Origin of the sequence: Mesorhizobium onobrychidis, assembly GCF_024707545.1 — a bacterium.
Classification (GTDB): Bacteria; Pseudomonadota; Alphaproteobacteria; order Rhizobiales; family Rhizobiaceae; genus Mesorhizobium; species Mesorhizobium onobrychidis.
Window position 1 is genome coordinate 6,649,123 of the sequence record NZ_CP062229.1, and the last position, 18,289, is coordinate 6,667,411.

Below are 18,289 nucleotides of genomic sequence, written 5' to 3' on the forward strand. Positions count from 1 at the left end.
CGGGCATTCTGGGTGCGTTCAACGCTGGGGGCCGTGCACCTCTGCGCCCGCGATTGTCCAGCGTTCATAATTGGAGAAAGAATTTGCGACCAAGTACGACACTGGCCGGACTGGCATTCTTGATTATAGCGACTGTACCGCTCTCCTCGAACGCTTCGGCCGAGAGCATTTTGGGAGCCCTATCGAAGGCATACGAGAACAATTCTTCTCTGAATTCGGCCCGCGCCAATGTTCGCGTCACCGACGAGAGCGTGGCAATCGCAAAGTCAGGGTGGCGCCCGACGATCGAGGGTTTCGCGACCATCGATCAGTCCAGCAGCCATGTTAACGGGAAGAATAAAAACAAGCGCACGACGACCGGCGAATATGGCGGGCAGGTCAAGCAGACGCTGTTCGACGGTTTTCAGACTAGGAACAATGTAGCGGCCGCCGAATCGCAGGTAAGAGCTTCGGTAGAAAGCCTGCGCGACACCGAAGAGAACATCCTGTTCAAAGCAGCCCAGGCCTATATGGACGTCGTTCGCGACCGGCAGGTAGCGGTGCTAACGCATCAAAACGTGCGGTTCCTGACCGAGCAGGCGCGAGCTGCGCGTTCACGCTTCAAGGTCGGCGAAGTCACGCGAACTGACGTCGCTCAGGCCGACGCTTCGCGCGCCTCTGCCGTGGAGCAATTGGCCGCCGCCCGCGAGCAGGTCCTGGTAAGCGCGGCGACTTATCGTCAGTTAGTCGGCCACGAGCCGGGGAGACTCAGGGCCGCTTCGCCGCTGTCGAAGCTGTTGCCGGCGAGCCTCGATGCGGCACTCGTGACTGCATCACGCGAGCACCCCACCATCCTCGCCTCGGAACATCTGGTCGACGCGGCAGCGTTTTCGGTGAAATCGGCCGAAGGTGTGCTGCTGCCGCAGCTATCCGCTTCCGCCGGCGTCTCGAGCGCCTATAGCAACACCTCGCCTATTGCCAGCCAGCAGGACGGTACGACCAATTCAGCTACTATCGGCGCGAAATTGACCATACCGATCTATTCGGGTGGCCGCACTTCGGCGCTTGTACGACAGAATAAGGAATCGCTCAGTCAGGCCCGGATCGATATCGAGGTCGGCCGAGATCTGGTGCGTCAGCAAGTGACTGCAGCGTGGACCACGTATACCGCAGCCCGGCAAACTCTAGCGGCCAACAGGCAGGTGATTGCCGCTGCGCAGCTTGCCTTGAATGGCGTCGTCGAGGAACGCGATGTCGGCCAGCGCACCACGCTCGACGTTCTCAACGCCCAGGCCGCAGTCATCACCGGGAAGATCAATCAAGCCAAAGCCAAACATGACGTGGTGGTGGCGAGTTATGGCATCCTACAGGCAATCGGTCACCTGTCGGCCGAGTGTCTCAACCTGCAGGTGATAAAATACAGGCCGGAAGAACACTAAAACAATGTCAAAGACAAGTGGATCGGCCTACGCACGCCGGGTGTGCGATAAACTGCCGAGGGGATGTACCCACATGCACTTAGGGTCCCTCCACCGATCCGAGCACAGGGGCGTCGTCAGCAGCGCCGCGGATGGTCGTGAATGCATCCATATCGTCGATGTAGCAATCGATTTCTCTAGTTGTCCGATGATGAATATGAAGGCGTAACTTGGCGTGGTGGGCAACATCGGAGTAGTTGGAGGCCCGGGTGCCGAGACCATCTTCGGAAGAGAGGTCGTATGATTTGGATTGCCAGGGCAAACGGTGGTCGTGGAGGCAACGACCACGTATTCGGCACAGATAGCTGGGACCATCTAGCGGGCGACAATGGCCGCGACAAACCGCATATTTCGGTGAGGATGGCGGTCCCGGCGACGATGTCCTGTATGCGGTGACGTGAAGCCCTGCGCGACGCGCTGGTCGTATACCGAGCTGTTCGGCGCAATTGCGACGATGTTGCCACATGATAGTTGCGACTGCAGCTCCCGCCATAACAACCTCAATTAAAAGCTCGGTTCAAATCCAGGAGCGAAGCAATATGCATCGTCGTAATCTGATCAAAGGGTTCATTGCACTCGGCGGGTGTGCCATTTGCGCTGAAGCCGCGCGGGCGGCCAGTAACCATTGGGGATATGCCGGCCCGGCAGGACCCGAACACTGGGGCGATCTGGATGAGAGGAATTTCGTCTGCTCGGCGGGCACGCAGCAATCGCCGATCGATATCAAGGGCGCCATCAAGGCGGATATTCCCTACATCGCCATAGGTTGGCACAAGGGCGGCGGCAGGATGGTGAACAACGGCCACACCATTCAAGTCAACCTGCCGCAAGGCAGCACGCTCACCCGCGGGGATCGTGTCTACGACCTGCTACAGTTCCATTTCCATGCGCCGAGCGAACACCACGTCGCGGGCAGGAGTTTTCCGATGGAAGCGCATTTTGTCCATAAAGACGCCGACAGCGATACTGTGGGTGTGCTGGGCGTGTTTCTGACGCCGGGCGCGACAAATGCCAGCTTTGCCAGCCTTGCCGCAACATTTCCCGCAAACTCAGGCGAGGAGACAGCGGTCGACGAGGTCGACCCCAACGAGCTTCTACCGGCTTCGCTTGGCTACTGGACATATGAAGGATCATTGACGACGCCGCCATGCACCGAAAACGTCGAGTGGATGGTGGCAATGGAACCGGTTGACGTCGACCCAGCAGACATGGAGCGATTTACCTCACTCTATCCATTGAACGCGCGGCCTATCCGTTCACCCAATCGGCGCTTCATCCTAGGCCTGGGCTGAGGTCCCGCCACCGTCACGGGGCAATGCCCGGCTGACGCGCTAATATCGACGTCTATCGCTCCGCGTCACAGAGGCCCTTTGGGAGCTCAGCCACACCGTGGTGCGGACCAAGACCAAGTTGGTCGGTCGCGCTGTGATGTGTGGGCAAGCGCGGCAGGAAACGCCCGAAAACGATCTAATTTCTGGGCCTGGGACTACGCACTGCACGCGTAACCCGAAGATTTTGATCGGCGCGTCGATATCGTTGGTGTAGTAGAGCCGGTCGACCCCGATCGCAAGCTTCGCGCCATTGAGTTTCTTCTGCAGGACGAGATGTAGGCGTCCTGTTTCTCACGCGACTCCGAAGCACATTGTGCGACCTGCCTGGGATCGATACCGGTCGGAATTTTTGGCAAACGCGTATGCACCAGTCCAAAACGGCTGGCAGGCATGGAAGTTGTTGAGGTGCCAAATGGGGGGTGATGCATCAGACGACCTCCCTCCCCTGCAACCTCTCTCTGCCGTTGTCTCACGCGGACCGACCTCGATTGCAGGACACCGAGACGAACTCTTCCATCTACGGCACTTTGCTTTCCTATCATCGCGGTAACGATGCGGCGGTATCAGTACGCCCGAAATGGAGTTCGTCGCCGTCCGCGAGAACCTCGGCCTTGAAGATTTGAACGCAAGCTGCAGCACGACGGGGAGCCGTTCGGCGCGATGCTTCCTTATTCGCCGCACCCGAATTGGTGCCGTGCGAAATGCGCCGGTGCCGATTGGTACCGTCCAGCTTTACCAGGGCTCGAGTCGAACCTGACCAAGACCGGCGTCAGCTTGCTTTTGATGCCGATCGACTGGCCAATCCGCTTCAGAGCCTGATTGCGACGGCCAAGACGAACGATATCGACCCGTAGGTCTGGCTCGCCCACGTCCTAGCCCGACTGCCCGCCTAGCCGGCCCATCGGATCGATGATTTGCTGCCGTGGAATCGGCGATCCGCAAAACTGCGGGCCCACCAGCGGCGGCCTGATTATGCAGCGCAATAAGGTGCATCACGTTCTACACCGTCGAACGTGTCGCCAGGGACCTCGGCGACCGCGAAGCGCTCATCCAGGAACTGACCCTCGGTCTCGAGCCCGAGGACGGGGTCATCTGGGTGTACGGCGCCAACGATGACGACGGGGATCTTGGCCCTCACCGATGAAGGCATCGAGGAGATCAAACTCCTCCTCGAAGAATATCATCGCGTCTCCTCATCGAAAGCTTGACCCAGCACCGCGGTGCTCAGGTGCTCATGGCCACCGGATACGCACGTCTGCGTATTCACCGGCTTCACCGGATGCGTACGGCTCAAAGCCGCGGCACGAAGCATCAGCCTCACAGCGCGAGCTGGGTGAATAAGCGCACCCATCCAGCATGTGGATGCTTACGATCCGAACAATCGATTTGTTCAAGTCACTTGTCGAAAGCTAACCCGTCCTAGGATGGAATCATGGACCCTGGAGGCGCCGCTGGTCTGACCAATGCAGGGCCGCAGTTAGAGATCAATGCGCAGACACATTGCAAGCAGAGTTGGTGGCATTTTCGGCTGGCCAAACGGCGTTTCAGCCCAGCAATACGATCTTCCGACGTTCTATCCCCGCCTGCTGCAGGCGTGCAGGTCGCATGCTCCTGCGACTGCCCGTCCCAAAGAGGACTACGAACACTGCGACGAGTGCGCGACTTCTGCTGCCGCCGGTCTCAACGGTGCTCGGTGACCTGTCCTACCATTGATAGGAGATGAAAATGCGAACGCTATTCGTTGACCACCATGCGGATCTTACGCAAGCCGTGGGAGTTGCACTCGGGGATGGGGGTTTCACCGTTGATGTCGTTCGCACACTGGAACAGGCATCGAGTGCTTTCTTTTGCGCCAGTTATAAAATTCTCCTGCTGGAGTTGGCTCTGCCGGATGGCGATGGCCTGGATTGGCTGAGGCAGCTAAGGAGTGAAGGACATTCAGTTCCTGCTCTCGTTATGAGTAACGTTGACGATCTTGAGATGCGAATTGCGATCTTCAATGGTGGCGCGGACGATTTTCTGCTCAAGCCCGTGTATACCAATGAACTCATTGCCAGAATGAGAGCCGTTCTGCGCCGGTCGACACAGATGACCGACCCCATCATTGTATTTGGCAATCTCCACTTCGATCCGATCGGCCGACAGGTTTCCGTCGCTGGTCATCCGCTGGCGGTCGCACGCCGTGAATTATGTATTCTAGAGCATCTGCTCAACCGTGCAGGCCGCATCGTGCCGCGTTCGCAGTTGGAAGATCACCTCTATTCGTTCAACGATGAAGTATCGGCCAACGCGCTTGAAGTCGGAATTTATCGCTTACGTGGGTATCTGAGCAGGTCAGGCGCAACGCCACGGATAAAAACGGTGCGTGGCATTGGTTACATTCTTGAATGTGACTAGAGCCACATTCGTAATTGGCCGAACTTGAAAGAAAAGACCGCCTTGAAAATCATTCCAACTCATTCTGACACCGATCGGCGGCCCCCGCACATGGTATGCCCGAGACGTGCTATTGTTTCTCCTTACTTGAGCCGCCTCCTCTGCGCGGTAATTCTGTCATTTCCAGTTTCTGCCCCGGCCCAAAACATGGAGGATAAAGGGGCGCCGCGTGCCGCTTCCAATAGCATCGACGGCACGCTGGACCTTTCCTCTTCGCTCGGCAAGACGGTTCATTTGCCCGCGCCAGCCAAGACCATCTTCGTTGCTGACCCGACGATCGCTGATTATCAGGCAGCCTCGAACACAACCATCTTCGTCTTTGGGAAGAAATCCGGGCGGACCAGCCTGTTCGCCTTGGACGATAAGGGCGAGGCTCTCGCCGCGTTGCGTATTGTCGTTACGCAACCCATCGAGGAATTGCGCGCCATGTTGATGGACCAGGTCGGCGACTCTTCAATCCATGTGAGCTATACGCCGCGCGGCGCAATCCTTAGCGGTACAGCGCCCAACGCGGAGGTCGCCGACACCGCAAAAAGGGTCACCGAGCAATATCTCGGTGACGGCGCGCAAGTCGTCAATAACATTAAGGTCGCTGGTTCCTTGCAAGTTAATCTCAGTGTGCGCGTAGCGGAGGTCTCCCGCAGCGCCATGAAGGCGCTCGGCGTTAACCTGTCCGCCTTTGGTCAAATCGACAATTTCAGAGTGGGCTTGTTAAGCGGCGGAGGCGCTGGGTCTGGTGCAGCGCAGGGTGGCGGTACAGCAGAAATCGGATTCAACAATGGTTTCGTCAACATCGGTGCGGTTCTCGACGCGCTCGCCAAAGAGCACATAGCTTCCGTTTTGGCTGAGCCGAATCTCACCGCGATGTCCGGTGAAACTGCCAGTTTTCTCGCTGGCGGCGAATTTCCCATCCCTGTCCTGCAGGAAAACGGGCAAGTGTCGGTTGAATTCCGTAACTTCGGGGTCAGCCTGGAATTCGTGCCGACCGTTCTCAGCAACAATCAAATCAACATTCGCGTAAAACCGGAAGTCAGTGAACTAACGTCCCAAGGTGCCGTCCAAATCAAGGGTATCTCCGTACCGGCGGTTTCCACGCGCCGGGCCGACACAGTCGTCGAACTCGCCAGCGGGCAGAGCTTTGCAATTGGCGGTCTCATCAGGCGGAACGTCAATAATAACGTCAATGCCTTTCCCTTTCTCGGCGAAATTCCGATCCTTGGCGCCCTGTTTCGTTCCTCCTCCTTTCAAAAGGAAGAATCAGAACTGATAATTCTGGTTACGCCTTACATCGTAAGACCAGGCTCCAGCCCCAAGCAGATGAGCGCACCCACGGACCGGATGGCGCCGGCTTTGGACGGAGCAGGCACTCCGACGAATTCGCCGGCAAGTCCGCGGCGAGGCCGCGCTGCTGCCAGCACCGGCGCGCCAGGGGCCAAGCGCAATCTCGGCTTCATAATCGAATAGGGTGATCGAATGACTTTGCGGATCAAAGTTCTCCTGATTGCCCTGACGGCCAGCGCAAGTGGCTGCACAAGCACTGCGCCGATCTATGTCGAGCCATCGGCTCCAATCGTTATCCGACCGGAGACCACCGTCCTGACATTAGAGAGTCTTCGCGCTTCCGAACGGCAACGCTTGCGTGTCTTCCTTAACAAAGCCAGTCGCGGCCGGCGCGATGCCCTTCACCTCCTTATCAGCGGGTCGTCCCGGCTCAGCGCAGAGGCAGTCCATCAGGCTAGGCAGATGGGCATCGACGCTTACAACATCCATTTGCTCGATCAACAGGACGCCGGCGCGGTGCGAATAGAGGCGATAGTCTACCATGCCCGCCCGCCTGTCTGTCCGTCGTATCCAGGTTCTCTGCTCGATGATAAATCCTTCGAACATCCGCTTGGCTGTTCGACACGACGTAACCTAGCCGTAATGGTCAACGATCCGCGCGATTTGCTCGATAATAAGGCCGTCAAGCCAAGCGATGGTGATCGTGCGGCCATCCCGGTTGCCACATACAGGACATTCGCGACGGGCAAAAGTGACTGACATGGATCCTATGGTTTTGCTCGATAAAGCCCGCCACCCGCTCCAGCATGTAAGCATTGCCAATCGTTCGGATCTGGTGATGCACGGGCCGTCACAAAACACGATTAGATGGGTATTCGGCTTGAGCCCTGTCTGCGACGGCAATAGTTAGGGAGCAGCGCTTCGAGTTGATTGATAGCGTGAGGGTGTCGCCTCACAAGCATCAGGAAAGGAAGGCTGCATGAGGCACTGCGCTGGACTGGACGTCTCTCTCAAAGAGACTCGCATCCCTGCCGGGAGTCGAAGGTGCCAGCCACCCGGAAGAGACCCGCCACATGAAGGCGTTCCTCAATGCGCAGGTGAACAAGACCGACCGCAACGATGCCGCGGCATCGCCAAAATTACTGCGGGTCACCTGTTCCGGCCAGTGCAGGGCAGTGACGAGCCAGCGGCGCCGAGCTCTGCTAATCGCTCGAAAGCTGCTGCAGGATAAGGCCATCGCGATCGAGAACGACATCAGCGCGTTGCTACGTAACTTCGTCCTTTGTAAAGGCCCGGACGGCCAGCCACCAGTTCGTGGACGCGTCCGGCAGCCGCGCGGCCCGAAGCCGCGAAGGATGCCGCGCACTCCTCCCTCAGCTTAGATTGAATGAGCTTGCGCGCCAGCACCGCCCGCAACTCTTGCGCGGCCAGCGACTTGCAATGCAACCGGTCGGAACAGCCAAGCCGCATCAGCTGCGCGATCCGTCGCGCGTCACTGCGGTCCGACTTCACCGGTATCACCTTGAAGGCTTCGCGCACGTGCCACGTCTCCAGCAGTTCCATCGCCAGCCCCGTTTGCCGCATTGCCGCACAGAGCCATGCGACAGCGTCCCGGCTTCGAGGCCAATCCGAACCAGAGAACCAGAGGAAGGCCGAGCGAAGCAACCATGAGATCAACGCCTCCGGTTCGCTTGCCACTTCTTGCCGCTTGCATCGACAACGCACACGCTCGAGTTTTCGGATGACACGTCGGCACCGACATGATGGTCCCTAGTCGTCTCCCCTGTTTGGCGCTGGCTTCGGCCAAGACGCAGTTCACACCATCCGTGTGAGGGACGACCGCTGCTGGCCAAGCAGGCCGCGAGCGGAGCGCGCCACTCACAGCGCCGTGGCGCCGCGAGCGGCTCTGCTTGGCGGCCCGTTACCTCACCGCGGTTATGGGTCGGCGTGATACGAAGTTCCACCTCGGGTGGAACTGGCATTTGATGAAGACGGCGGCCCCCGCCTCGACATTGGCGGTGGTCAGCAGCTCTGCGATGGGCTGGGCCTCCGCCGCGGGAGCGGCCGTTCCGCCTTCGGCGGGCTCGGTCGAAGTGCGGAACGGCAAGGTCCCCGCAAGGTGATTGCTTGAACAATGACGCCTGGCGGAAATCCGCCCATTTGTTTGTCAGGCCACGTTCTGGATAATGGCCTGCCCATCTGGCTGGGCAGGCCGGCGTGTTGCACAGAGTTGGCGAACTGAGAAACTGCCTCCCCAATCTCCAGTTCGCCCAAGGGTCAAATCCTCACTTCCCTTGAGATGGCCGCAAGGCGTGCCTGCAGCTTGTACATATTTTCTGCATCGGATGGCGCCATGGAAATCGGTAGATTGATCTCGGTTGTGGCGGCCACGTTCTGGGACAACGGCACGCCCAACTGGCTGGGGAGGCCGGCCGCAAGGCGTTCTTGCAGCTTGTACAATTGGTCGCCGGGGAGGCCGTCCGTTTGCACAGGTTCGGCCGCAAGGCGTGCTTGCAGGTTGTACAAATAGTCTTCTGCATAGCCTTTCGCCATGGAAATCGGCAGATCGATCCCGGCCGTGGCGGCCTCCTCCAGCGCCTTCTTCACGAGCCCGTTGCGAATTGCAAGCTTGACCTGCGGGCCTGCGATAAGGCTGAGCGCCTGCGCTCCGATATTGATGCCAGCTTCTATCAGTGCCTGTTTCATATTACCTCCGGTAATGGCTGTGCGGAGAAGATTTGCCGCTTGCGCCTGGAACGCGAGCGTCATCGACACGGCATCGGCCACTTGGCCCACGACCGGAATGAAGCTCAACAGACCCACCGCCGTCGCAGCCCAATCAAGCACTGGCGAGGCCACCTTGAGCACGTCGCCGACTGCGTGGATGAAGGCCCCCCCGTTTCTTTTGGATGACTTGGTATCAGGCTGGTCCGCCCGGCCCATCATCATGTCGGAAGCGGCGTCTTGTTCTGCAGCGGTTTCGGGCGGATGGGTCTTTGGCTGCTGAACGGTGCGGTTGGCTGACGACATGCTGCCGTAAAAGCGAGCAAAGTCTTTTTTGCTGATGTTGCCAGAATCGACCGTGTGTCCGCCGCCAAAGTCGAAGAACGAATTGTGGGTCTTATAGCCCGTAATCGAATTGTTTAGCAGACCGAACAGTAGAGGATCCGAGAGCAGCTGGGAGGCCGCTTCCCGTATGTTCGGCTTGAGGCTCTCGTCTTCTGCCATGCTCGCGAGCTTGTCACGAGTCAGGACACCGCTCCCAAAAAAGGCTCTCTGATTGCTGTTGATAGTCTTAAGGGTATTCAGCTCAGTCTGCGTGAGGCTCATCGACGATGAAGCGGCTTGCAGAAAATCCTCTTTGTGGACCTTATCTGAAGTGCCACCGCGCAGCTGCTTCCACTCATCTGGGTGATCGATGAAGTATTGAGCCGCTGCAATGACCTGGGGGGGACATTTGCCGGTTTTCGCTTCGCCGTGGACGATCTGCTTGAAACTGTCCTGACTCAGCTCCTTGGGCAAGTTTTCGGAGTACCGGTAAAACTCGCGCAAGGCATCGCTCCGGGTCATTAGCGAAGGCGGAACGTTTTTGGTGCTGTCGGATGGTATGTAGTTCTGGACGTAGCTTTGCGCCTGGCTTTCCTGAAATGCGGCAACTTGCGGATGACGCTTAGAGAATTTAGACAAATCCCCGGCGGTGATCTTACCCCCGCCATCCCGGCCATGGCCCTGACAGTTGATGGCCTGCAAAAGTTCTGGATCCTGCTGCAGCCCCTCAATCGCCTGTTTCAGATCCGGTGGTGTGGAGGGATCGTTGGCTTTCTCCGCCAGCGAATGCGGACTGAGGGGCATATGGTCCTTGTGACGGTTCAGCACCGCCACGATTTGCAATTCGGCCTGGGTCAGCTCCCCGCCCTTCCGCGTGACGCTCGGGCTTGAGGGTTCGCGCGTGCAATTGCTCAGCATTGCTTCGAAGGGCGATGCGCTTTGCTGGGGCTGCAGAAAAGCTTTCGAGAGCAGCAGGGGTCCGGACAGTCCGGGATTGGCGTTGATGATAAAGGAAGATATCGACATTTGTACATCCTCAAACGATGTGAAAATCCCCACAAGAGCCACTCGGGAGCTCTTGTGTTCACGAGCTTTGACAGTTCAGAGCTCGGCCGGGACCAATACCCCTGCTGTGCTTTAAATTGCCTTGTTCCGCGCCAGCTCCACGTGCATTCCAGCACAGTGGCCGGAGATATCGCTGAAGCTGCCGGTTCTCACCATGAGCGGCTTAGCTTTCGGCAAACTGACGAGTTCAGAAGAATTCACAATTTGGGGTGGCCGCTGTGATGTTTTGTCCCGAAGCTGCGGCCGCAGATATCATTTTTGGCGTGGCTCAGGCTTCCCGCCAACCCCATCCTTTTGCGGCACGTCAGACGAATAAGCGGCTTCAGGTAAGCCGTCGCGGACGACCATGGTGGAGGAGCCCCGAAACAATGTTAGGACCGATTCGCTTGGCGGCGTTTCAGGGGCGCGAGGCTGCGCCTGTGCCTCCGCGACGAGGCCATTGAAGGTCTGCTCCACGAGCGCGGTGAAGCGCGGCGGACCGGAAACTAAAACGAGGCCATTTCCCGGCGCGGGTCTCACGACGTAGCGGTCATCGGAGATCTCAAGCTCATCAAGTGCACCCTTGAACGCGTCGAAACGAATCGAAGTCAACACAAGCATGCGAGTTTGCGATTCTTTCGCGGCTGACACGTAGAGGACAAGCCCATCGAAGTACCATTGCAAACCGTACAGGTTGGCCAAGCGGTCGAGGAACTCGCGCGGTGGCAAATCCGGCATGTTCCCGCGGATCCGCCCCTTCACCTCAGCGCTAATATTGACTCGTATATTCATGTTGTTGCCGAATTCCTGCAGCGCGGCAGAGAGATCCTGATCGAGAACCGTATACCTGTAGGGTGTCTTGGAGAGCGATAAAGGGACGCCGAGAGTTCCGTGGGTTCCGGTGGCGAGAAAAAACCCCGCACACAGAAGTCTCAAGACGTGCAGGGTGACGGATTGGATGAGCGCTTTCAGCATCTCGCACTGATAAACCAGAGTCTGAAATTTTCACAAGTGACTAAGTCGGTCAGCATGATTTTTTTAAGACGAAACCAGGCTTAGTTAGTCAGCTTGTCGTCAGCTCGGCCCCCTAGACGTAGAACCACTAGCTAATGATGAACGGGCGGGGTTCGCTCGGTCAAAGAGGAAGTAATCGAGTCCTTGCATGATGATACCTATCACGTCGATCACTACCACTGTAACGGACTGTCTCCCCGGGACTGGGTCACCGTCGTTCAGCAAGCAGGCCCAGTTTGAGCGCGCTCTAGCGCAGGCGTCCGACTCGCTGAAAAACGATGCCGCCTCGGCGCCACCGAGGGCGCCAGTTGCTCCGGGCATAGATGTTCAACGCGCGGGTACGCAGACGGGTGCCCTCGGCGACCGCGTGTTGCAGACGATTTCTTCGATGTACCCCGACAATACTGTTAGTTCGGCCCCGCTCGACCATCAGGTAGGGCTTTTGAAGGGTGCTCTACCTGGGCCGTTGCAGAAGCTTCCTGCCGAGGGTGCGGGTGGAATGTCGGGCGTTCCGCACGGGGAGCATAGTTTCGAAGCGATGATTGCTGGTCTGCGGGATCTCTACAACGGCGTCACCCAGGTTGCTCTTGTTTCCAAAGGTGTCAGCGGCATCACCTCGTCCGTGAATAAACTTCTAAAGGAAGGCTGAACCGCGCGCATGATTGGCTCAGCCAAACAAATCATGCGTGGCGCGTCTGGTCGGAGATCACTTCGCCTTTTCGTGCTGCCACTTCTCGTGGCCCTCAGCAGTTGCAAGGTCGATCTCTACACGCAACTGCAGGAGCGCGAGGCGAATGAGATGCTCGCCCTTCTGATGGACAATGGGGTTGATGCGGTCCGGGTGGCCGCCAAGGATGGGACCAGCACGATCCAGGTTGACGAAAAGCTGCTCGCTTACTCAATCAACCTCCTGAATGGCAAGGGATTGCCGCGCCAGTCCTTCAAGAATCTCGGCGACATATTCCAAGGATCAGGCCTGATTGCCTCGCCAACCGAGGAACGTGCCCGTTACGTCTATGCGCTCAGCGAAGAGTTGTCCCGCACGATCAGCGATATCGATGGGGTGTTCTCTGTACGTGTCCATGTGGTTCTGCCGCATAATGACCTTTTGCGAGCAGGCGCCACGCCGTCCTCGGCCTCGGTTTTTATCAGACACGACGCCAAAGCTGAACTCTCGGTTTTGGTGCCGAAGATAAAGATGCTCGTGGCCGACAGCATAGAAGGGTTGTCCTACGACAAGGTCGAAGTGGTTTTGGTGCCGGTGGAACGTTCCGCGCCTGAGCAACGCTCCGTGCCGGCGACTGTTTTGGCCCAGCCATCCAAGCCTGTTGCAGCGCCACTTCTAGCGGCCGCGATCGGTATTGCCGCAGCTGTATTCGCAGTGGCGTCCTATCTCTTAGCCAGCGCCCTTAACCGCCGGCGCAGGCAATCATCGGGCGAATTTTCCAACATCGAGCGGCAGTCGGGTATTTCCGTTCTCGAGGCCGTTCGCAAAAAGATCCCGGCGATAGCGCCTAAATGACATGTCAATGCCAGTGCCAATAGAGACCCCCCAACTCGACGGTTTGTTCCAATTGCCTGCCTTGGGCCGGAGCGGACTTGCTGCCTCGGTCCACCCGACTCGTCTTGCCGCGCGTCTTGATCCGGCGTTATCGGCTGCAACGTTGGCTAAGTTGCAGAAATGTCCCAGACTGCAGCGAAAACTTACAGAATTGTTGCTCGACAATGATTCGGAGTCGAATGGCGTTGACTGGGGGCCGGACCTTCTGCGCGGTAACGATCCGCATCGGGCTGCCCTCCTTGCAGGTAGTGTGTGGCATGCCCGTTCGCTGCTTAAGCTTGTCTCTCAGCCTGACCTCACAGTGCTTATTGAACGTCTCGGCGCTGATGCCCATGCGTTTGGAATCCGACATCTGGCGCATGCCATTGCGGACAGATTGATCGCTGATCCGGAAAAACTCGCGCGCCAAATCGAACACGATGGACACGCCTGTCTTGGTGCCTGGCTTCATCACAGTCCAGTGATGGAGCGCAACCGCGTGCTTCTACGCTTGCCCGTGGGAACCGCCGCCGACAATCCGGAGCCTAAGCACGGGAACGCCGCAGGCCAGTTGTTTTCGCTTGTGGTTCGCCATTTTGAGGCGGAGAGCCCGCTGATATGACAGCCGATATTTCCCTGGCGCCCGCAGCGCCGCAGATACGCCCAGTGGGGCCACTGATACCGGCGAGCGAGCTCGAAATCTGGAATAGTGCCGCAGAAGCGCGTGCCGCCGCAGAACGGTATCAGCAGCGGATTCGCAGCTGGGCACGCGCCGCGTATAAGCGTGAGTCAGCGCGCGGCCATACCGAGGGCTTGAATGCTGGCGCCGAGGAAATGGCAGCGCTGATTTCACAGGCAGTCGCCGAAGTCGCGCGACGAAAGGCGGTTCTGGAGCAGCAATTACCGCAGCTTGTGATGGAAATACTAAGCGATCTCGTGGGAGCGTTCGATCCGGGCGAAATGTTGGTTATGGCTGCTCGTCACGCCATCGAGCGCCAATACAGTGGCGCGGAAGTTTGCCTTCATGTGTGCCCGTCGCAAGTGGACATGCTTGCGCGAGAGTTTTCGGGATGCGACGGACAGGATGGTCGTCCAATGGTTCGGATCGAACCGGATCCGACGTTGTCGCCGCAACGGTGCGTGCTGTGGAGCGAGTACGGCAATGTCGATCTGGGGCTTGATGCGCAGATGCGCGCGTTGCGCCACGGCTTCGGGTCGCTCTCTGAAAAAGGCGAGCTGTGACCACGCAGGTATCAGAATATGATGACGACGCTGTGATCTGCCCTGCAGATCCGGCGATCTCGTCTTTGAGAGCTACAGCAAAGCGGATCGACACGCGCGGTGTGCGTGGCAGGATCACGCGGGCTGTCGGCACACTGGTCCATGCCGTCATGCCAGACACTCGTATTGGGGAACTTTGCCTCCTACAGGACCCGCGAACCGGACTGTCGCTCGAAGCCGAGGTGATCGGCCTGGTGGATGATGGCGTATTGCTGACGCCGATCGGTGACTTGGTCGGCCTCTCCAGCCGCGCGGAAGTCGTGGCTACTGGACGAATGCGTGAAGTACCCGTCGGCGGCGACTTACTCGGCCGAGTGATTGACAGTCGTTGCCGTCCACTGGACGGCAAAGGCCAAATCAAAACCGCCGAGACTCGGCCGCTGCACGGCAGAGCCCCAAATCCAATGACAAGGCGCATGATTGAGCGGCCCTTCCCGCTCGGGGTCCGTGCCCTGGATGGTCTCCTGACGTGCGGCGAGGGCCAGCGGATCGGTATTTACGGCGAGCCAGGTTGTGGCAAGTCGACGTTATTGTCACAGATCGTAAAAGGTGCTGCCGCTGACGTCGTCATAGTCGCGCTCATAGGCGAACGAGGACGTGAAGTTCGTGAATTCATCGAGAGGCATCTTGGGGAGGAGGGCCTTCGCCGTGCGGTCGTGGTTGTTGAAACGTCCGACCGCTCGGCTGTTGAGCGGGCACAATGTGCTCCGATGGCGACAGCGCTCGCGGAGTATTTTCGCGAACAAGGGCTACGCGTTGCTCTCATGCTGGACTCGCTGACACGCTTCTGCCGCGCCATGCGCGAAATAGGCCTTGCTGCGGGTGAGCCGCCGACACGACGGGGCTTTCCTCCTTCTGTCTTTGGCATGCTGCCAGGCTTGCTGGAGCGCGCTGGCATGGGTGAGCGTGGCTCAATCACGGCTTTCTATACTGTGCTTGTAGAAGGCGATGGCACAGGTGATCCGATCGCCGAAGAATCGCGCGGCATTCTCGATGGCCATATCGTCCTCTCACGCTCGATTGCAGCGCGATCGCATTTCCCCGCTATCGATATACTGCAGAGTCGCAGCCGCGTAATGGATGCGGTCGTTTCGGGGACACATCGCAACGCAGCATCCTCCTTTCGTGAACTCCTCTCGCGGTATGCCGAGACCGAGTTCTTGATCAATGTCGGCGAATACAAGGAAGGCGGCGATCCCCTGACGGACCGGGCTGTCGCGTCAATCGACGAACTGAGGGAGTTTTTGCGCCAGAGCGAAGACGAGGCGTCAGGGTTTGAGGAAACGGTCGCATGGATGTCGCGTCTGACCGCGTGAATCATATTCAGGCTTCGAGGCTACGGCTCCTGAAGGAAATGCAAGAGCGTCGTGCCCTCAGTGAGCTGTCCAAGAAGGAAGCCCAGCACCATATGGCCACCTTAGCCGCACAGAATGCCTGCCGAGAGCTTGCAATGGCACAACAACATTGCTCAACGGCCGAAGCAGCGCTCTACCAGGAGCTGATGACGCTCGACGACTTGTCTAGCACCACGCTCGACCGGCACCACCTCCATATTGAGCGGCTTGCGGCTGAGATCACTCGCAGCCGGCAGATGCTCGATAATGCGCGCGTCGCCGAAGAAAAGGCCGAGTTAGCGGCGTCCGAGACGCGGGACCTATGGGCCGCATGTTCGGCGGCAACGCAAAAATGGCGCCAAATCGAGGACGACGTCCGGCGCGCCGTCGAGATCCATTCGGAGGCCGCAGGCGAGATCGAGGCCGACGATGAGATACTGCTTCGGTTTGGGAGGGGTCCGCTTACCCAGGTCGCGAAAACAGATTCGATTACCCGCAGGTCCTGAGAATGACAGAACCGTACAGTTTTTGGCAGCCGCTTTGGTGAGCCCCACTCTATTGGAACCAGTGCTGACACTGTCCCACGAGGTCGCCGCGTGGCTGAATGACACAGCGGCTTCCCGCAGACCGTTTCAGAGCCGGATCAACGACGTGCCGCTATCGGTGCGAATGGCAGGGCTTGTCATGCAGGAGAAATCTGCTGCCGTCATTCCAATGTTTGACTGCATTTGGAGGGTCGGAGCTGAGACGGTCGTCCTGTCGATATCGCGGTCGCTTGTAGAGGGGCTCTTCGCTGCAGTGCAGAAAGGGCTGACTTTCCCTTCCGAGCCGACGGCTTCACTCATTGTGGAACTTGCACTTGAGCCGCTTATCGCTCGACTGGAGTATACGACACAGCTGAACGTGCAACTGGTGCGCGTGTGTGAAGCCGCGACACTGGCTCCCTATCTCGAACTGGATATCGACTTCGGCCCGGTCAGTGGCAAGGGTCGTCTGTTCCTGTTCTCGCCTCTTGATGGCTTGGTGCCGTCCGCGTTTCGCGCTCTGGGCGAACTGTTTGGCCAGTTACCGCGACAGCCGCGCGGATTACTTTCAGACCTCCCGATCGTGGTTGCAGGGGAGATCGGCACGCTGCGCGTTCCTGCGGCGCTTCTTCGAAAAGCATGTGCCGGTGATGCGCTGTTGCTGGACATGGCACCGTTCGGCCGCGGCCAGATCACCTTATCTTTCGGCCAATTGTGGGCCGGTGCAGATCTTGAGGGCGACCAGCTAGTCCTGCGCGGGGCCTTCCGCCCGCGATCATGTTCTTTGGAGAATGCGCATATGACACAACCTGGATCGCAACTAGGGCTGACGGAGGATCTCGACGAAGTCGAGATCATGCTTGTCTTTGAGTGCGGCCGCTGGCCTATTCCTCTAGGGGAATTAAGAAGTGCCGGCGAAGGGCATATTTTCGAACTTGGACGGCCGATTGAGGGTCCGGTCGATATACTTGCCAATGGTCAGTGTATCGGGCGTGGCGACATCGTGCGCATCGGAGATACGCTGGGCATCAGGCTCCGCGGCGGGTTGGGATGCAATGACTGAGATCCAGCCGCCAATCCTGGCGCTTCTCGCGGTTACCGCCGGACTGGGTCTGCTGGTTTTAGCAGTCGTCACGACCACGGCCTTTGTAAAGGTATCGGTTGTTCTTTTCCTTGTGCGCAATGCGCTCGGGACTCAGACGATACCACCTAACATAGTGCTGTACGCCGTGGCATTGATCCTCACCATGTTCGTTAGCGCGCCCGTTGTTGAACAGACCTATGATCGGTTGACCGATCCGAAGCTACATTATCAGACGTTCGATGACTGGGTAAGCGCCGCCAAATCCGGGAGCGAGCCCCTGCGTGATCATCTTAAGAAGTTCACAAATGAAGAGCAGAGACAATTTTTTCTCTCGTCGACCGAAAAAGTCTGGCCAGAGGAAATGCGTAACAAAGCCACAGCTGAAGATTTGTCCATTATGGTCCCATCTTTTCTAATTTCTGAGCTAAAGCGCGCGTTTGAGATTGGATTTCTCCTCTATCTTCCTTTTATCGCTATCGATCTTATTGTGACGACAATTTTGATGGCGATGGGCATGTCCATGGTATCCCCAACGCTTATATCTGTCCCTTTCAAACTCTTCGTGTTCGTCGCTATTGATGGTTGGTCGAAATTGATGCACGGACTTGTGTTGAGTTACACGATACCGGGAGGTTGACCATCGCCGAATCCAATATTGTCACTCTAATGAGCCAATCGTTGGTGGTATTCATGATCTGGATTCTGCCCCCGCTCATTGCATCGGTGATCGTTGGCTTGGTCATTGGCATCATCCAGGCGGCAACGCAGATCCAGGATGAAAGTCTGCCACTCACCGTCAAGCTTCTGGTTGTTGTCGCGGTTATTGGCTTGGCTGCGCCTGTGCTGAGCGCACCGCTGATAGAGCTAGCCAACCAGATCTTTACCGAGTTTCCCGCCATGACACTTAGCTACTAG

17 protein-coding genes and 2 pseudogenes are annotated in these 18,289 nt (G+C 58.1%); 15 read left to right on the forward strand and 4 right to left on the reverse strand.

From position 1 onward, the window contains the following. The first annotated feature begins 170 nt into the window (after positions 1 to 170). The 3 genes and pseudogenes from IHQ72_RS32845 to IHQ72_RS36980 all read left to right on the forward strand — a co-directional run. Entirely contained in the window at positions 171 to 1,418 is a 1,248-nt protein-coding gene (locus IHQ72_RS32845; RefSeq protein ID WP_502572795.1) for a TolC family outer membrane protein, read from the forward strand. Positions 1,419 to 1,996: 578 nt separating this feature from the next. Further along, positions 1,997 to 2,749 carry a carbonic anhydrase gene (locus IHQ72_RS32850; RefSeq protein ID WP_258119916.1) on the forward strand — a complete coding sequence of 251 codons (753 nt, stop codon included), beginning with the start codon at positions 1,997 to 1,999 and terminating at the stop codon, positions 2,747 to 2,749. 845 nt (positions 2,750 to 3,594) lie between these two features. Continuing rightward, positions 3,595 to 3,758, forward strand: a pseudogene (locus tag IHQ72_RS36980) (transposase domain-containing protein); the annotation flags it as partial. Here IHQ72_RS36980 and IHQ72_RS32860 read toward each other — a convergent pair. Continuing rightward, on the reverse strand, positions 3,759 to 3,938 hold the full coding sequence (locus IHQ72_RS32860) for a hypothetical protein (protein WP_258119917.1): 180 nt from the start codon (positions 3,936 to 3,938) through the stop codon (positions 3,759 to 3,761). It abuts the pseudogene before it with no gap. A gap of 575 nt (positions 3,939 to 4,513) precedes the next feature. On the opposite strand from IHQ72_RS32860, the gene IHQ72_RS32865 reads away from it, so the two are divergent. From IHQ72_RS32865 to IHQ72_RS32875, 3 genes are all read left to right on the forward strand, one after another. Then, complete coding sequence (locus IHQ72_RS32865; protein ID WP_258119919.1) at positions 4,514 to 5,185, forward strand: winged helix-turn-helix domain-containing protein; 672 nt, start codon at positions 4,514 to 4,516, stop codon at positions 5,183 to 5,185. A gap of 90 nt (positions 5,186 to 5,275) precedes the next feature. Next, positions 5,276 to 6,688, forward strand: coding sequence for a type II and III secretion system protein family protein (locus tag IHQ72_RS32870; RefSeq protein ID WP_258124011.1), 1,413 nt, complete (start codon positions 5,276 to 5,278; stop codon positions 6,686 to 6,688). Between the two features lie 9 nt (positions 6,689 to 6,697). After that, positions 6,698 to 7,264 carry a CpaD family pilus assembly lipoprotein gene (locus IHQ72_RS32875; protein WP_258119921.1) on the forward strand — a complete coding sequence of 189 codons (567 nt, stop codon included), beginning with the start codon at positions 6,698 to 6,700 and terminating at the stop codon, positions 7,262 to 7,264. 580 nt (positions 7,265 to 7,844) lie between these two features. On the opposite strand, the pseudogene IHQ72_RS37270 reads toward IHQ72_RS32875, so the two are convergent. From IHQ72_RS37270 to IHQ72_RS32895, 3 genes and pseudogenes are all read right to left on the reverse strand, one after another. Continuing rightward, positions 7,845 to 8,319 (reverse strand): annotated as a pseudogene (locus IHQ72_RS37270) (IS110 family transposase); the annotation flags it as partial. A gap of 463 nt (positions 8,320 to 8,782) precedes the next feature. Further along, positions 8,783 to 10,579, reverse strand: coding sequence for an HrpF/NolX family T3SS translocon protein (locus tag IHQ72_RS32890; RefSeq protein WP_309508718.1), 1,797 nt, complete (start codon positions 10,577 to 10,579; stop codon positions 8,783 to 8,785). A 291-nt stretch (positions 10,580 to 10,870) separates the two neighbouring features. Continuing rightward, on the reverse strand, positions 10,871 to 11,572 hold the full coding sequence (locus IHQ72_RS32895; RefSeq protein WP_258119924.1) for a secretin N-terminal domain-containing protein: 702 nt from the start codon (positions 11,570 to 11,572) through the stop codon (positions 10,871 to 10,873). 190 nt (positions 11,573 to 11,762) lie between these two features. On the opposite strand from IHQ72_RS32895, the gene IHQ72_RS32900 reads away from it, so the two are divergent. From IHQ72_RS32900 to IHQ72_RS32940, 9 genes are all read left to right on the forward strand, one after another. Beyond that, positions 11,763 to 12,260 (forward strand): nodulation protein NolB, encoded by a 498-nt coding sequence (locus IHQ72_RS32900; protein WP_309508980.1) that lies wholly within the window; start codon positions 11,763 to 11,765, stop codon positions 12,258 to 12,260. 9 nt (positions 12,261 to 12,269) lie between these two features. Beyond that, positions 12,270 to 13,133: a type III secretion system inner membrane ring lipoprotein SctJ gene (gene sctJ, locus IHQ72_RS32905; RefSeq protein ID WP_258119927.1), complete on the forward strand. Its 864-nt coding sequence runs from the start codon at positions 12,270 to 12,272 to the stop codon at positions 13,131 to 13,133. A gap of 142 nt (positions 13,134 to 13,275) precedes the next feature. Continuing rightward, complete coding sequence (locus tag IHQ72_RS32910; protein WP_309508719.1) at positions 13,276 to 13,773, forward strand: nodulation protein NolU; 498 nt, start codon at positions 13,276 to 13,278, stop codon at positions 13,771 to 13,773. Continuing rightward, on the forward strand, positions 13,770 to 14,393 hold the full coding sequence (gene sctL, locus IHQ72_RS32915; RefSeq protein ID WP_258119930.1) for a type III secretion system stator protein SctL: 624 nt from the start codon (positions 13,770 to 13,772) through the stop codon (positions 14,391 to 14,393). Before IHQ72_RS32910 ends, sctL begins: the two co-directional genes overlap by 4 nt. Continuing rightward, positions 14,390 to 15,748, forward strand: a complete 1,359-nt coding sequence (gene sctN / locus IHQ72_RS32920; RefSeq protein ID WP_258119931.1) for a type III secretion system ATPase SctN — start codon at positions 14,390 to 14,392, stop codon at positions 15,746 to 15,748. The genes sctL and sctN overlap by 4 nt, the downstream gene beginning before the upstream one ends. Next, positions 15,724 to 16,272, forward strand: coding sequence for a hypothetical protein (locus tag IHQ72_RS32925; RefSeq protein ID WP_258119932.1), 549 nt, complete (start codon positions 15,724 to 15,726; stop codon positions 16,270 to 16,272). Before sctN ends, IHQ72_RS32925 begins: the two co-directional genes overlap by 25 nt. A gap of 61 nt (positions 16,273 to 16,333) precedes the next feature. Next, complete coding sequence (gene sctQ, locus IHQ72_RS32930; RefSeq protein WP_258119933.1) at positions 16,334 to 17,353, forward strand: type III secretion system cytoplasmic ring protein SctQ; 1,020 nt, start codon at positions 16,334 to 16,336, stop codon at positions 17,351 to 17,353. Beyond that, positions 17,346 to 18,011, forward strand: coding sequence for a type III secretion system export apparatus subunit SctR (sctR, locus tag IHQ72_RS32935; protein ID WP_258119936.1), 666 nt, complete (start codon positions 17,346 to 17,348; stop codon positions 18,009 to 18,011). Before sctQ ends, sctR begins: the two co-directional genes overlap by 8 nt. Positions 18,012 to 18,040: 29 nt before the next feature. Next, a complete protein-coding gene (locus IHQ72_RS32940) occupies positions 18,041 to 18,289 on the forward strand; it encodes an EscS/YscS/HrcS family type III secretion system export apparatus protein (protein ID WP_374120420.1) in 249 nt (82 codons plus the stop codon).